We start from the raw sequence: 12,462 nt of genomic DNA, 5'->3' as shown, positions 1-12,462 counted from the left end.
ACTTTCTGGGACGCGGACGTAGCGTGCGTTGCATGTCGGAACGGGTCGTGCACGCAGGGGACGTCACGCGGTCCCGACGGCGCTGGCTCGTGCTCGGCATCGGCGTGTTCGCGCAGACGGCCGCCTCCGCGTTCGCCTACGGGATGCCGTTCCTGCTCCCGGTGTTGCGCGACACGTACGGGCTGTCGCTGGCCGGGGCGGGCGCCTATGTCGCCGCGCCGACCGTCGGGCTGCTCGTGGCGCTCGTCGCGTGGGGTGCGGCCGCCGACCGCTACGGCGAGCGGATCGTGATGACGGCAGGGCTCACCGGCACCGCGGTCGTCGTCGGCGTGGTCGCGGCGCTGCCGCACGCCGCACCGGCCGCCCACCTGCTACTGCTCGGGCTCGGCGGCGTGTTCGCGGCGTCGGTGAACGCCGCCAGCGGCCGGCTGATCATGGGCTGGTTCGGACGGTCCGAGCGTGGCCTGGCGATGGGCATCCGGCAGACGGCCCAGCCGCTCGGCGTCGCGGTGGCCGGGCTGACGCTGCCTGCGCTGGCCGGCTCCGTCGGCGCGTTCACCGCACTGTTCCTGCCCGCCGCGCTCTGCGCGGTGTCCGCCGTGCTCGTCGCGACCCTGGCTCCGGACCCGCCACGGGCCGCGGCCTCGGACGACCAGCCGACGTCCGGCACGCCGTACCGCGCACCAGTGCTGTGGCGGGTGCACGCGGCGAGCGCGCTTCTGGTCGTGCCGCAGTTCGCGGTGGCCGCGTTCGGCACCGAGTACCTGGTCCGCGAGCAGGGTTGGGGCATCGCCACGGCCGGGGCGTTCATGGCCGCCGTCCAGGTGGCGGGTGCGGTCGGGCGAATCGGGTCCGGGGTGTGGTCGGACCGGGTCGGGTCGCGGTTGCGTCCGATGCGGACGGTCGCCGTCGCGGCGGCGGGCGTACTGCTCCTGTTCGCACTCGGGGACGCGACGGCCGGGTGGCTGGCCGCCCTGGCGCTGGGCATCGGGTCGGTGGTCACGGTCGCCGACAACGGACTGGCGTTCACCGCCGTCGCCGAGATCGCGGGCCCGTCGTGGTCCGGCCGGGCTCTGGGGATCCAGAACACCGGCCAGAACCTGGTCGCTTCCGGTGTGCCGATCGCGCTGGGCGCACTGATCGGCTCGGCCGGCTACACCTGGGGCTTCGCCATGGCCGCGGCCGCGCCTCTCGTCGCCGCGGCGGTGACGCCGGTCCGTCAGGAGCCCGCCGCGCGGTGGTGAGGACAGGGCTCCGCTCGCACGGCCCGGTCGGACGAGAGCAGCTTTCGCGCGAGCCGGTGGAACGGGGCAGCCGGACCGGGTCGGGCGTCGCTCGACGGCGGGCCGAACAGCCGTAATGTGCCGGTCGATCCCCTGTCGCGATCGGCCGGTACGTTTCCGCGGTCACGACGACCGGAACGTACCGCTCGATCCGGCGGAGCCATCCGGTGGAACGTTGGCGCGACCCGGCCCGCGCCGCGGGGTCAGATCTTGTGCGGCCGGGTCAGACCTCGCGGGTGATCGTCTGGTCCCGGCCGGGGCCGACACCGATCGCGGACACCGGGGCGTGGACGAGCTCCTCGATGCGGTGGACGTAGTCGCGGGCCGCGGAAGGGAGCTCGTCGAACTCCCGGAAGCCGGAGAGGTCCTCGAACCAGCCCGGCATCTCCTCGTAGACCGGGACGGCGTGGTGCAGGTCGGTCTGGGTCATCGGCATCTCCTCGACCCGCCGGCCGTCGACCTCGTAGCCCACGCAGATCGGGACCGTGTCCAGGCCGGAGAGCACGTCGAGCTTGGTCAGGAAGAAGTCGGTGATCCCGTTGACGCGCGTGGCGTACCGACCGATCACGGCGTCGAACCACCCGCAGCGACGCTGGCGCCCGGTGTTCACGCCGACCTCGCCGCCGACCTTGCGCAGGCGCTCGCCCATCTCGTCGTGCAGCTCGGTCGGGAACGGGCCGGACCCGACGCGGGTCGTGTACGCCTTCAGGATCCCGATCACCCGGTCGATCTTGTTCGGGCCGATCCCGGATCCGACGGCCGCCCCGCCCGCCGTCGGGTTCGACGACGTGACGAACGGGTAGGTGCCGTGGTCGACGTCGAGCAGCGTGCCCTGCGAGCCCTCCAGCAGGATCGTCTCGCCGCGTTCCAAGGCCTGGTTCAGCAGCAGCCGGGTGTCGACGATCTTCTCGGCGAACTCCTTGGACTGCTCCAGGACCGTGTCGACGACCTCGTGGAAGTCGAGCGCCCTGCGGTTGTAGACCTTGACCAGGATCTGGTTCTTCAGCTCGAGGGCGGCTTCGACCTTCTGGTGCAGGATCTTCTCGTCGAGCAGGTCCGCGGCCCGGACGCCGACGCGTGCGACCTTGTCCTGGTAGGCGGGCCCGATGCCGCGGCCGGTCGTGCCGATCTTGGACTTGCCCAGGTAGCGCTCGGTGACGCGGTCGATGGCCACGTGGTACGGCATGATCAGGTGCGCGTCCGCCGAGATCAGCAGGCCGGACGTGTCCACGCCCCGCTTCTCCAGCCCGGCCTTCTCCTCGATCAGCGCTTCGGGGTTGACCACGACACCGTTGCCGATCACGTTCTTCACGCCCGGCGACAGGATTCCGGACGGGATGAGCTTGAGCGCGAAGTCGCGGCCGTCCGGCGTGACGACGGTGTGCCCGGCGTTGTTGCCGCCCTGGTAGCGCACGACCCAGCCGTACTTGCCGCCGAGGAGGTCGGTCGCCTTGCCCTTGCCCTCGTCGCCCCACTGGGCGCCGATCAACACGATTGCGGGCATGTGAGACTCCTCGTTCTACAGGCATGACACGTGCCGCGGACGTTCCGATTCCGGACACCGCGGCGGGGAGGGTAACCGATCTGTGGGCACGATCGATCCTGGAGCGGTGGTCCTGGCCTGTGCGGTCGGTCCGCCTCGCCGCCTCCACGGTATCCGCACTGCAGCGCAGCGGGAACGGGTCGACGCCCTGCTGGGGGCGGTGCCGTCCGTCACGCTCGGCGCACGGCCCGGCCGCGACGAGCTCGACCCGGTGCTCGCGGACGCCCCGTCCCGCGTGATCGTGCGCGGCACCGACGGCGACCTGGCCGCCGTGCTCGTCCGGCTGCTGCGCAAGGAGTTGCTGGGGGCCGTCGAGGTGGCGTTCGTGCCGTCCGGGCGCTCACCGGCCGCCCGTGCGTGGGGCCTGCCGAGCAGACCAGCCGACGCGGGCCGGCTGGCGTTGGCCGGGCGGGCGACACCGGTCCCGCTCGTCCGCGACGACGCGGGCGGCGTCCTGGCAGGCCGGGGCGAGATCCGGGACCTGCACGGCGAGGCCTACTGCGACGCGACCCGGGTGCTGAACGGGACGGTGCACAGGCTGCGGGTCGAGGCCGGGCCGGACGGCGTGTCCGTGCTCGGCGACCGCGGCGTGCACGCCGCAACCGGCCGTGCCCTGCAGATCGGCTTCACCGGAGCGCGCGTGACGCACGACGGCGTCGAGCACCCCAGGGAGGTCACGCGCTGGGCCTGGTACCGGCACACCGAGCCGTGGCTGCTCGTGCGTCCCTGACCTACGAGAGCCGTCGCCACAGCGCCACGCCCAGCAGCGCGACCAGCGCCAGCGCGACGAGCACGATCGCGCCCTTGACCAGCAGGTCCGTCACGAGGTGCTCGAGCAGCTCGTGGCCGGTCACGGTTCGAGCCGCCGCGCGGCCGCGTCGCCCGCCCGCCGGGCCACCGATCCGACGACCCGGCCGCGCGTCCCCGCACCCGACGACCGGCGCTCCAGCGCGTCCGACGCCGACCGCACGAGCGACGACGCCCTGTCCCTGGACTCCGGTGTCCGCAGACTCCGGCGGGCGATCGCCAGCGCCGCTGTCGCCAGCAGCGCCAGCACCACGACCCCGAGCGCGATCAGTCCGAAGCGGACCAGCAGCAACGTCAGGACGGTGTCCATGTCGACCTCCTATTTATCTCGACTGTGCTAAATCAATCTAGCATAGGTGTGCTAAAACAGTCGAGTGCCGAAGGTCGTGGACGCCGGGGAGCGACGGGAGCTGGTCGCCGATGCGCTGTTCCGCGTCGTCGCGAGGGACGGGCTGCACGGGGCCTCGCTGCGCAGCGTGGCGGCCGAGGCGGATCTGAACCTCGGCTCGGTCCGGCACTACTTCGCCGGCCAGTCCGATCTGATGCGGTTCGCGATGCGCACGCTCGTGGACCGGGTCGCGGCCCGCATGGCCGCCCGTGTGGAGGCCATCGGCGACCCGGGGTCGCTGCCGGCCGACGAGCGCGTGGACGCCGCCGTCGATCTGTTCGCCGAGCTGCTGCCGCTGGACGCCCGGCGCCACGACGAGGTCGTCGTGTTCCTGGAGTTCAGCGCCGCGGCCCGGCGGGACCCCGGTCTCGCAGATCTGGAGCGCGAGTCAACGACCGGGACGGACGCGCTGGTCCGGCGGGCACTGACCGCGTCACTGGGGGCGGGTCGGGACCTCGACACGGAGGCGGACCGGCTCGCGGCACTGCTCGACGGTCTGTCGCTGGCCGGGACGCGTGCCGTCGACCCGGTGGGCCCGGCGCGGTGCCGGGCAGCACTGCGCGCGCACCTGCTCGACCTGCGGGCGCCGGCAGGGTGAGCCTCAGGCGGCGATCTGGTCCGGGCGGCGGTGGTAGCTGTCCACGTAGACCTGGCCGGACAGGTCCGCGATGGCGCTCATGATCTCGTCGGTGACCGCGCGACGGATCGCCGGCGCACCCTCCAGTCCCTCGTAGCGACTGAACTCGAGCGGCCGTCCGAAGCGGACCTCCACCCGTCGAACCCTCGGGAAGCGACGGCCCACCGGCTGCACCTGGTCCGTACCCAGCAAGGCGACCGGCACGACGATCGCGCCGGTCGACAGAGCCAGCGACGCGACGCCGGTGTGCCCGCGGTGCAGGCGGCCGTCCAGCGAGCGGGTGCCCTCCGGGTAGATCCCGAACGCGCCGCCCGCACGCAGCACCGTGCGCCCGGCGTCCAGCGCGGCGAGGCCCGCCTTCACGTTGCCCCGGTCGACCGGCACGTATCCGAGCGCCCGCAGGAACGCCGCGACCAGCCGGCCCTTCGGCCCGCGGCCGGTGAAGTACTCGGCCTTGCCGAGGAACGCGACCGGACGGGGTGTGACGAGCGGGATGAACGCCGTGTCGACGGCCGCGCGGTGGTTGGCGGCGAGGATGACCGGACCGGTCGGCGGCACGAGATCGGCACCACGCACGCGGGGACGCCAGACCAGGCGCACGAGCGGGGCGAGCACGAACCGGATGAACAGCTGCACAAGGACCTCGGGTCTCGGTCGAAACGGGCACGACGACAGCCGCCACCACATCGTGGGGTGGGACGAGCGGTCCCTGCGCCGGATCGGTATCGAGGATTGAAGCACCTGTCCGACCGGACAGGGAATCCCCTCCGGCCCCGACCGCCCGAAGGGTGCAGCGATGTTCACAGGGCGCAACACGGACCTCACAACCGGTCGCGCAGGGCCCGCAACGCCTCCTCGCGATCCAGTCCGGTCGCCTGCAGCAGATCCACGGCGATCGAGCGCACCTGCGCGACGAGCACGGCGCTGGTCGTGAGGCGCGGGTGGTCGGGGTCCTCGGCCAGTACCGGAGCCGCGTGCACGACGTCCAGGATCGGGCGGCGTGCGCGTTCCCGGTCGCCGTCCACACCGAGCTCGCGGGTCACGGCGCCGACGGCGGTGGACAGCCCGGCGACGGCGTCGGCCAGGCCTTCCGGGATCGGCTCGCCGTCCTCCAGCGCGGTCAGCGCACGCCGGGTGAGCACCCGGGCGTTGCGCATCGCGTAGTCCGCCCGCTCGGCCAGCTCGCGGTAGCGGTGCAGCATGCGGCGCCGGGGCCTGCGCAGCGGGGACACGGACGCGACCTCGCCCGCCGAGGCCACGGCCGCGCGCAGCTCGTCGATCAACGGCTGGGTGTCTCGGGCCTTCTGCAACGCCTGGCGGGCGCGGTCGGCCTCGCCCTCGCGCAACGCAGTCGCGACCTCGAGCAGGACGGAGCACAGCTCGTCGAGCAGACGCCTGGCCTCGCGGCGCACGAGCCGGATCGGGTTCACCGGGATCACGGCGGCGACCAGGATCCCGGCCACCCCGCCGATCAGTGCATCCACGCAGCGGTCGATCCCGCCGGTTTCGCCCGGCGGCAGCAGCGTGGTGACGAGGACGGCGGACGCGCCGGCCTGGGCGACGATCAGCGTGCCGCCGTCGGTGAACACGGCGATCGCCATGGCCAGCGCGACGACCAGCATCAGCTGCCAGACACCGCTGCCGATCTGCGCGATCAGCAGGTCCCCGACGAGCACGCCGAGGCTGACGCCGACGACGAGCTCGGTCGCACGTCGCAGACGGGAGTTCAGCGACACGCCGAGGCTGATCACCGCGGCGATCGGGGCGAAGAACGGCCTCGCGTGCCCGACGACGTCGCCGGCGACGTAGAGCGCGAGCCCACCGGCGAACGCGCACTGCACGATCGGCAGCGCCGACGCGCGCAGGCGACGCCCGCCGAGCACCGTCCGGTCCCGGATCCGCGTCCCGATCCGGGCGAGTGCTCCGCTCATCCCGGCCCCACCGGCACGGATGTGGCGTTCGTGCCGGTCAACGGAACGGGCGCCACACTCGTGCGGGCCGCGCCGCCGGCACCACGCCGGTCAGGACAGGCCGAGCGCAGGCAGCGCGGCCGGATCCGAGTCGGAGATCAGCGTGCGCAGCCGCTCCACCTCGTCGGCCTCGCCGAACTCGGTCGCGGCGCGCAGCAGCGCACCGCAGGCCCGCAGGAACCCGCGGTTCGGCTCGTGCGCCCACGGCACCGGACCGAAGCCCTTCCACCCGTTGCGGCGCAGCTGGTCCAGCCCGCGGTGGTAGCCGGTGCGGGCGAACGCGTAGGCGGACACCGCGTCACCGGCGTCCAGTGCGCGCTCGGCCAGCGTGGCCCAGGCGACGCTCGAGGTGGGGTTCGCGGCGACGACGGCCGCCGGGTCGGCCCCGCCGTCGATCTCGGCCGCGGCCGGATCGACGGGCAGGCGCGTGTCGTCCGGCTCGAGCAGGTTGCCGTGCAGACTCATGCGCTCATCCTCGCGCCCGGCGCCCCGACCCCGCGAACGAGGGGCACCTTCGAGCAATGGCATTGCTCGAAGGTGCCGTTCGTTCGGGAAGGGGAGGTCAGGACAGGGCCTTGCCCGCCGACTTCAGCGACTCGCAGGCCTCTCCGACGCGCGTGGCCATCGCGGTCTCGGCCGCCTTGAGGTACGAGCGCGGGTCGTAGACCTTCTTGTTGCCGACCTCGCCGTCGATCTTCAGGACGCCGTCGTAGTTGGACAGCATGTGCCCGGCGATCGGGCGGGTGAACGCGTACTGGGTGTCGGTGTCCACGTTCATCTTCACGACGCCATAGCCCAGTGCCTCGTGGATCTCCTCCAGCAGCGAGCCGGAACCGCCGTGGAAGACCAGGTCAAACGGCTTGGCGCCGGCGTCGAGACCCAGCTTCTGCACGGCCACCTCCTGGCCCTGCTTGAGGATCTCCGGGCGGAGCTTCACGTTGCCCGGCTTGTAGACGCCGTGCACGTTGCCGAACGTCGCGGCCAGCAGGTAGCGGCCCTTCTCGCCGGTGCCGAGCACCTCGACGGTCCGCTCGTAGTCGCCGGGGGCGGTGTAGAGCTTCTCGTTGATGTCGTTGGCGACGCCGTCCTCCTCGCCGCCGACGACGCCGATCTCCACCTCGAGGATGATCTTCGCCTTGGCCGCCTCCTCGAGCAGTTCGGCGGCGATCTTCAGGTTCTCCTCGAGCTCGGTCGCGGAGCCGTCCCACATGTGCGACTGGAACAGCGGGTTCTCTCCGCGGGACACGCGCTCCTGGCTGATCGCGATCAGCGGCCGGACGAACCCGTCGAGCTTGTCCTTCGGGCAGTGGTCGGTGTGCAGCGCGACGTTGATCGGGTACTTGTCCGCGACGACGTGCGCGAACTCGGCGAGACCGACGGACCCGGTGACCATGTCCTTGACCCGGGTACCGGACAGGAACTCGGCGCCTCCGGTGGACACCTGGACGATGCCGTCGGAGCCCGCGTCGGCGAAACCGCGCAGGGCGGCGTTGAGCGTCTCGGTGCTGGTCACGTTGATGGCGGGATAGGCGAACTCGCCGCTCTTGGCGTTGTCCAGCATCTGGTTGTAGATCTCGGGCGTGGCGATCGGCACGGGTGGACCTCCTCGTCGTCGACAGGCCTGCGGGTGCGCAGTCTGCCGCGAGTATTGCGCACTCCGGGCGCCGCGGGCGGTGCCCGAGATCACCTGTCCCGGGCGGACGTTCGAGGCGGGTCACCCGTCCCCGTTACGCTGGGGGCGTGGAGGAGGCAGGGGCGGAGAACGCCGTCGACCGGACGCTGAGCCGGCTCCGGCGCATCGACAGCGGCAAGAGTCCGGACCAGGTCTCCGACACCGGGCCGCACGACGCCCCGGCGACCCCGCTGACGCTGGCCGACCTCTACCGGGACCACCGGACACGCCTGATGCGCCTCGCGATGCTGCTGGTGGACATCCCGGCCACGGCCGAGGACGTCGTGCAGGAGGCGTTCGCGGGCCTGCACCGGCACTGGTCCGGTCTGCGCGACGAGGCGGCTGCGCTGGCCTACCTGCGCGCTGCGGTGGTGAACGGGTCGCGCTCGGTGCTGCGTCGCCGTCGTACCGCGCGTGAGTACGTCCCGCCGCACTCGGCGAACGCCCGCTCCGCCGAGTCGCTCGCGATGCTGTCCGCGGAGCACCAGTCCGTCGTGGACGCGCTGTCCGCGCTCCCGCCGCGGCAACGCGAGGTCCTGGTGCTGCGCTACTACGGAGGGCTGTCCGAGTCCGAGATCGCCGAGGCCGCCGGGATGAGTCGCGGAACGGTCAAGTCGACGGCCAGCCGGGCGATCGACGCGGTGGCGCGGATCATGGAGGATCGCTCGGGCGCCGGACGGACGAACTCGCCATGACCCATCCCGACGACGCCGGACGGCGGCTCAGCGAGGCCCTGCACGCGCAGGCCTCGCGCGGCCCGATGCCGCCGCAGAACGGCCCCCGCCCGCAACGGCAGGCACCGCCGCCCGCGCCACCTCGGATGCCGAACCGCATGCCGCCGCCCGCACCGCGCCCGTCGCAGACCGCACCGCCCTCTCCGCAGGTGCAGGAGCAGGCCACCGGGTCGGACCGCAGACAGATCGTCTGGGCGCTGGTCGTGACGCTGCTCGTGGGCGCGATCCTCGGCGGCGGCCTCGCGCTGCTGTCGGTCCTGCTGCCCGGTGTACTGCCCGCGATCGGCTGACCACCGCGTCGGTCCTGGTCACCCGGCCGAGGGACGACCGCACAGCAGCGGCTCACGAGTCGCACATACCGGACCGGTACCGTCGTGTCTCGTGACGCCGCTCGCCACGCAGACGTTCAGCACGCTCGCCCTGGGCCCGGAGTGGCTCGACCCGACGGTCATCATCGAATGGCTCGGGCCGTGGGCGCTGGTCGGCGTCGCCGCGATCATCTTCGCGGAGTGCGGCCTGCTGCTCGGTTTCTTCCTGCCGGGTGACTCGCTGCTGTTCACCGCGGGCCTGTTCGTCGCGTCCGGCCACATCGCGCCGCTGTGGGCGACCTGCCTGGTGCTGGTGTTCGCGGCGTTGCTGGGCAACGCCGTCGGGTACGGCATCGGCTACAAGGCGGGCCCGGCGATCTTCGACAAGCCGAAGTCGAAGCTGTTCAACCCGAAGCACGTGGCGAAGACGCACGAGTTCTTCGAGAAGTACGGCAACCGGGCCATCGTGCTCGGCCGGTTCGTGCCGATCGTGCGGACGTTCATCACGGTCAGCGCTGGCGTGGCCAGGATGGACCCGAAGCGCTACCTCACCTACTCGCTGATCGGCGGCGTGGCCTGGGCGGCGGGCGTCACCGTGCTCGGCTACTTCCTCGGCCAGTTCACGTTCGTCCGGGACCACATCGACCTGATCCTGGTCCTGGTCGTGTTCGTCTCGATCCTGCCGATCATCGTCGAGGTGCTGCGGGCCAGGGCGAAGTCGCGCAAGGAGGGCCCCGCGGTCGCCGCCCAGGGCCCGTCGGACCTCACGCAGCCGATCTCGCCGGTCCCGCCACGCGGGACGGGCTGGGACGGTCCGGACGCCCCGGCGCCGGGTGGCCGTGCCCCGCGGACGCAGGACGGCGTCGACAGCACGGCCGCGACGACCCGGATGTCCCCGGTCACGCCGCAGTCCGCTCCCCGGCAGCCGAACGGGCAGGCCCGCGGCCCGGTGGAGACCCGCTCGTCGGGCCGTCCGGTGATGGGCAGGGCACAGGATCGCCGCGGGCCCGAGGAGTCGTAAGCGAGGCTTGCCGAGCGAACGGACAGCGCCGCGCGTCACCAGGCCGCGTCGAGGTCCGCGTGCCTGCGGACCCAGGCGTGCATCGCGACGCCCGCCGCGACCCCCGCGTTGATCGACCGCGTCGAGCCGAACTGGGCGATCGACACCGACAGCGACGCGAGCTCTCTGGCCGGTCCGGACAGCCCGGGGCCCTCCTGCCCGAACAGCAGCACGCACTCCCGCGGCAGCTCGGCCGTCTCCAGCCGGACCGCACCGGGCGTGTTGTCCACCGCGACCACCGTCAGCCCGCGCTCCGCGGCGAACGCGGCCAGCCCGTCGACGTCCGGGTGGTGGTGCAGGCGCAGGTAGCGGTCGGTGACCATGGCACCGCGCCGGTTCCACCGCCGCCGCCCGACGATGTGCACGCCGGCCGCGGCGAACGCGTTCGCGGTCCGGACGACCGTCCCGATGTTGTGGTCGTGGCCCAGGTTCTCGATCGCGACGTGGAACGGATGGGCGCGACGGGCCAGGTCGGCCGCGACGGCGTCACGGCGCCAGTAGCGGTAGGCGTCGACGACGTTGCGGCGGTCGCCGTGCTCGAGCAGCTCCGGGTCCCAACGGTCACCGGACGGCCACGCGTCCGGGCCGCCCGGCCACGGCCCCACCCCGACCGGGGCACCCGGCACCGTCCACTCGGAGGGTCCGGGCGCGTCCTCGCCGGGGTCGACGCTCACCCGAGCTGCAGGTCGGCCAGTCCGAGCAGGGACCGGTAGGGGACTCCCTCGGCCTCGATCGCCTCGCGGGCACCGCTGGAGCGGTCGACGACGGTCGCCACGCCGAGCACCGTCGCACCGGCCTCGCGCGCGGCCCGCACGGCCGTCAGCGGGGAGGAACCCGTCGTCGACGTGTCCTCGACGACGAGCACGGCGCGGCCGGCGATGTCCGGTCCCTCGATCCGGCGCTGCATCCCGTGCGCCTTCGCCTCCTTGCGGACGACGAACGCATCCACCGGCGGGGTGTCCGGCTCGGCCGCCGCGGCGTGCAGGATCGCGGTCGCGACCGGGTCCGCGCCGAGCGTGAGGCCGCCGACCGAGGTGTACTCCCAGTCGTCGGTGAGAGCCCGCAGCAGCCGCCCGACCAGCGGCGAGGCCTCGTGGTGCAGCGTGACCCTGCGCATGTCGACGTAGTAGTCGGCCTCGGCGCCGGAGGAGAGCGTGACGCGCCCGTGCACCACGCCGTGCTCGCGGACGAGTGCGGCCAGGCGGGCTCGGTCGGCGTGCGCGGTCATGTGCGGTCCCTGCTGAACGACGAGGTGATCCGCCGGACCAGGCTGCGCGGGAGTGCCCCGACGAGCCCGACGACGGCCTTGTACTGCGGCGACGGGATGCAGATCACGCGGCCGCGCTCCAGATCGGCCAACGCCTCGTCGACGACGCGGGTCGGTTCCAGCCAGAACGGGCCGCGGCGGCCGCCGACCTCGATCCCGGCGCGCTCGTGGAACTCGGTGCGCACGAAGCCGGGGCACAGCGCCATCGCGCGCACGCCGGTGCCCTGCAGCGACCCCGAGACACCTTCGGTGAACGTGATCACCCAGGCCTTGTCGGCCGGGTACGTCGACCCGCGGCCCGCCACGAACCCGGCCACGCTGGCGACGTTGACCACCGCGCCGCGCCCGCGGTCGACCATCCCGGGCAGCGCGGCCCTGGTGAGCGTCAGCACGGTCGCCACGTTCACCTCGAGCTGGCGGGCGAGCTCGGCCGGATCGGCCTGCAGGAACGACGTCCCGATCGACAGCCCGGCGTTGTTGACCAGCAGGTCGACCGGCGAGAGGTCCGGGTCGGTGAGTCTGCGCACGACCCGCTGCCGCGCGTCGGCGTCGGCGAGGTCGGCGGACAGCACCTCGACCGACACGCCGAGCCCGCGGTAGCGGTTCGCGGCCGCATCGAGACGCTCGGTGTCCCGGGCGACGAGTACCAGGTCGCGGCCGTCCGAGGCCAACCGGTCGGCGAACGCGGCACCGATCCCCGCGGACGCTCCGGTGATCATGACGGAGGGCACCGGGGCAGCCTAGCCGTCGGTCGGGCGGAGCCGCGCGACCCGGGCGCGGCACGGTTCACACC

Annotated in this window: 16 protein-coding genes; 6 read left to right on the top strand and 10 right to left on the bottom strand. The window is 72.9% G+C overall.

Annotated features, from left to right (window positions below; translation table 11 throughout):
• Positions 1 to 32: 32 nt before the first annotated feature.
• Positions 33 to 1,244 carry an MFS transporter gene (locus tag EV378_RS18380; protein WP_132427031.1) on the top strand — a complete coding sequence of 404 codons (1,212 nt, stop codon included), beginning with the start codon at positions 33 to 35 and terminating at the stop codon, positions 1,242 to 1,244.
• A gap of 262 nt (positions 1,245 to 1,506) precedes the next feature.
• Here the strand turns inward: EV378_RS18380 and EV378_RS18375 are convergent, their stop codons facing one another.
• Complete coding sequence (locus EV378_RS18375) at positions 1,507 to 2,787, bottom strand: adenylosuccinate synthase (protein ID WP_132427029.1); 1,281 nt, start codon at positions 2,785 to 2,787, stop codon at positions 1,507 to 1,509.
• 199 nt (positions 2,788 to 2,986) lie between these two features.
• On the opposite strand from EV378_RS18375, the gene EV378_RS18370 reads away from it, so the two are divergent.
• The gene (locus tag EV378_RS18370) at positions 2,987 to 3,556 is read left to right on the top strand and encodes a hypothetical protein (protein WP_132427027.1); all 570 of its coding nucleotides are present in this window, start codon (positions 2,987 to 2,989) and stop codon (positions 3,554 to 3,556) included.
• Between the two features lies 1 nt (position 3,557).
• On the opposite strand, the gene EV378_RS36780 is transcribed toward EV378_RS18370, so the two are convergent.
• The gene (locus tag EV378_RS36780; RefSeq protein ID WP_279389638.1) at positions 3,558 to 3,680 is read right to left on the bottom strand and encodes a hypothetical protein; all 123 of its coding nucleotides are present in this window, start codon (positions 3,678 to 3,680) and stop codon (positions 3,558 to 3,560) included.
• Positions 3,677 to 3,943, bottom strand: coding sequence for a hypothetical protein (locus tag EV378_RS18365; protein ID WP_132427025.1), 267 nt, complete (start codon positions 3,941 to 3,943; stop codon positions 3,677 to 3,679). The genes EV378_RS36780 and EV378_RS18365 overlap by 4 nt, the downstream gene beginning before the upstream one ends.
• A gap of 64 nt (positions 3,944 to 4,007) precedes the next feature.
• On the opposite strand from EV378_RS18365, the gene EV378_RS18360 reads away from it, so the two are divergent.
• A complete protein-coding gene (locus EV378_RS18360; RefSeq protein ID WP_132427023.1) occupies positions 4,008 to 4,619 on the top strand; it encodes a TetR/AcrR family transcriptional regulator in 612 nt (203 codons plus the stop codon).
• A gap of 3 nt (positions 4,620 to 4,622) precedes the next feature.
• On the opposite strand, the gene EV378_RS18355 is transcribed toward EV378_RS18360, so the two are convergent.
• The 4 genes from EV378_RS18355 to fbaA all read right to left on the bottom strand — a co-directional run bounded on the left by EV378_RS18355 (position 4,623) and on the right by fbaA (position 8,222).
• Entirely contained in the window at positions 4,623 to 5,345 is a 723-nt protein-coding gene (locus tag EV378_RS18355) for a lysophospholipid acyltransferase family protein (RefSeq protein ID WP_132427021.1), read from the bottom strand.
• Positions 5,346 to 5,479: 134 nt separating this feature from the next.
• Positions 5,480 to 6,589, bottom strand: a complete 1,110-nt coding sequence (locus tag EV378_RS18350) for an FUSC family protein (RefSeq protein ID WP_207908703.1) — start codon at positions 6,587 to 6,589, stop codon at positions 5,480 to 5,482.
• Between the two features lie 90 nt (positions 6,590 to 6,679).
• A complete protein-coding gene (locus EV378_RS18345) occupies positions 6,680 to 7,093 on the bottom strand; it encodes a DUF3151 domain-containing protein (RefSeq protein ID WP_132427019.1) in 414 nt (137 codons plus the stop codon).
• A 97-nt stretch (positions 7,094 to 7,190) separates the two neighbouring features.
• Entirely contained in the window at positions 7,191 to 8,222 is a 1,032-nt protein-coding gene (gene fbaA, locus EV378_RS18340) for a class II fructose-bisphosphate aldolase (protein WP_132427017.1), read from the bottom strand.
• A 146-nt stretch (positions 8,223 to 8,368) separates the two neighbouring features.
• Here fbaA and EV378_RS18335 point away from each other — a divergent pair, with 146 nt between their 5' ends.
• From EV378_RS18335 to EV378_RS18325, 3 genes are all read left to right on the top strand, one after another.
• On the top strand, positions 8,369 to 8,995 hold the full coding sequence (locus tag EV378_RS18335) for a SigE family RNA polymerase sigma factor (RefSeq protein WP_132427015.1): 627 nt from the start codon (positions 8,369 to 8,371) through the stop codon (positions 8,993 to 8,995).
• The gene (locus tag EV378_RS18330) at positions 8,992 to 9,324 is read left to right on the top strand and encodes a hypothetical protein (RefSeq protein ID WP_132427013.1); all 333 of its coding nucleotides are present in this window, start codon (positions 8,992 to 8,994) and stop codon (positions 9,322 to 9,324) included. The genes EV378_RS18335 and EV378_RS18330 overlap by 4 nt, the downstream gene beginning before the upstream one ends.
• A gap of 91 nt (positions 9,325 to 9,415) precedes the next feature.
• Positions 9,416 to 10,363, top strand: a complete 948-nt coding sequence (locus EV378_RS18325; RefSeq protein WP_132427011.1) for a DedA family protein — start codon at positions 9,416 to 9,418, stop codon at positions 10,361 to 10,363.
• Positions 10,364 to 10,398: 35 nt separating this feature from the next.
• Here EV378_RS18325 and EV378_RS18320 read toward each other — a convergent pair whose 3' ends face one another.
• Genes EV378_RS18320 through EV378_RS18310 form a run of 3 tightly spaced genes read right to left on the bottom strand, consistent with a single transcriptional unit; the run spans position 10,399 to position 12,400 of the window.
• Positions 10,399 to 11,076 (bottom strand): TrmH family RNA methyltransferase, encoded by a 678-nt coding sequence (locus EV378_RS18320; protein ID WP_132427009.1) that lies wholly within the window; start codon positions 11,074 to 11,076, stop codon positions 10,399 to 10,401.
• Positions 11,073 to 11,630, bottom strand: a complete 558-nt coding sequence (pyrE, locus tag EV378_RS18315; RefSeq protein ID WP_132427007.1) for an orotate phosphoribosyltransferase — start codon at positions 11,628 to 11,630, stop codon at positions 11,073 to 11,075. Before pyrE ends, EV378_RS18320 begins: the two co-directional genes overlap by 4 nt.
• Positions 11,627 to 12,400 carry an SDR family NAD(P)-dependent oxidoreductase gene (locus tag EV378_RS18310; RefSeq protein WP_132427005.1) on the bottom strand — a complete coding sequence of 258 codons (774 nt, stop codon included), beginning with the start codon at positions 12,398 to 12,400 and terminating at the stop codon, positions 11,627 to 11,629. The genes pyrE and EV378_RS18310 overlap by 4 nt, the downstream gene beginning before the upstream one ends.
• Positions 12,401 to 12,462 lie beyond the last annotated feature (62 nt).

It is taken from the genome of Pseudonocardia endophytica (genome assembly GCF_004339565.1).
In the GTDB taxonomy this organism is placed as follows: Bacteria; Actinomycetota; Actinomycetes; order Mycobacteriales; family Pseudonocardiaceae; genus Pseudonocardia; species Pseudonocardia endophytica.
This window is presented reverse-complemented; position numbering and strand designations above follow the sequence as displayed.

Excerpts from the sequence above, each read along its gene's own strand:
- EV378_RS18375 (WP_132427029.1), bottom strand. The coding sequence starts at position 2,787 with ATGCCCGCAATCGTGTTGATCGGCGCCCAGTGGGGCGACGAGGGCAAG.
- EV378_RS18355 (WP_132427021.1), bottom strand. The coding sequence starts at position 5,345 with ATGTGGTGGCGGCTGTCGTCGTGCCCGTTTCGACCGAGACCCGAGGTC.
- EV378_RS18380 (WP_132427031.1), top strand. The coding sequence starts at position 33 with ATGTCGGAACGGGTCGTGCACGCAGGGGACGTCACGCGGTCCCGACGG.
- pyrE (WP_132427007.1), bottom strand. The coding sequence starts at position 11,630 with ATGACCGCGCACGCCGACCGAGCCCGCCTGGCCGCACTCGTCCGCGAG.
- EV378_RS18350 (WP_207908703.1), bottom strand. The coding sequence starts at position 6,589 with ATGAGCGGAGCACTCGCCCGGATCGGGACGCGGATCCGGGACCGGACG.
- EV378_RS18330 (WP_132427013.1), top strand. The coding sequence starts at position 8,992 with ATGACCCATCCCGACGACGCCGGACGGCGGCTCAGCGAGGCCCTGCAC.
- EV378_RS18345 (WP_132427019.1), bottom strand. The coding sequence starts at position 7,093 with ATGAGTCTGCACGGCAACCTGCTCGAGCCGGACGACACGCGCCTGCCC.
- EV378_RS18365 (WP_132427025.1), bottom strand. The coding sequence starts at position 3,943 with ATGGACACCGTCCTGACGTTGCTGCTGGTCCGCTTCGGACTGATCGCG.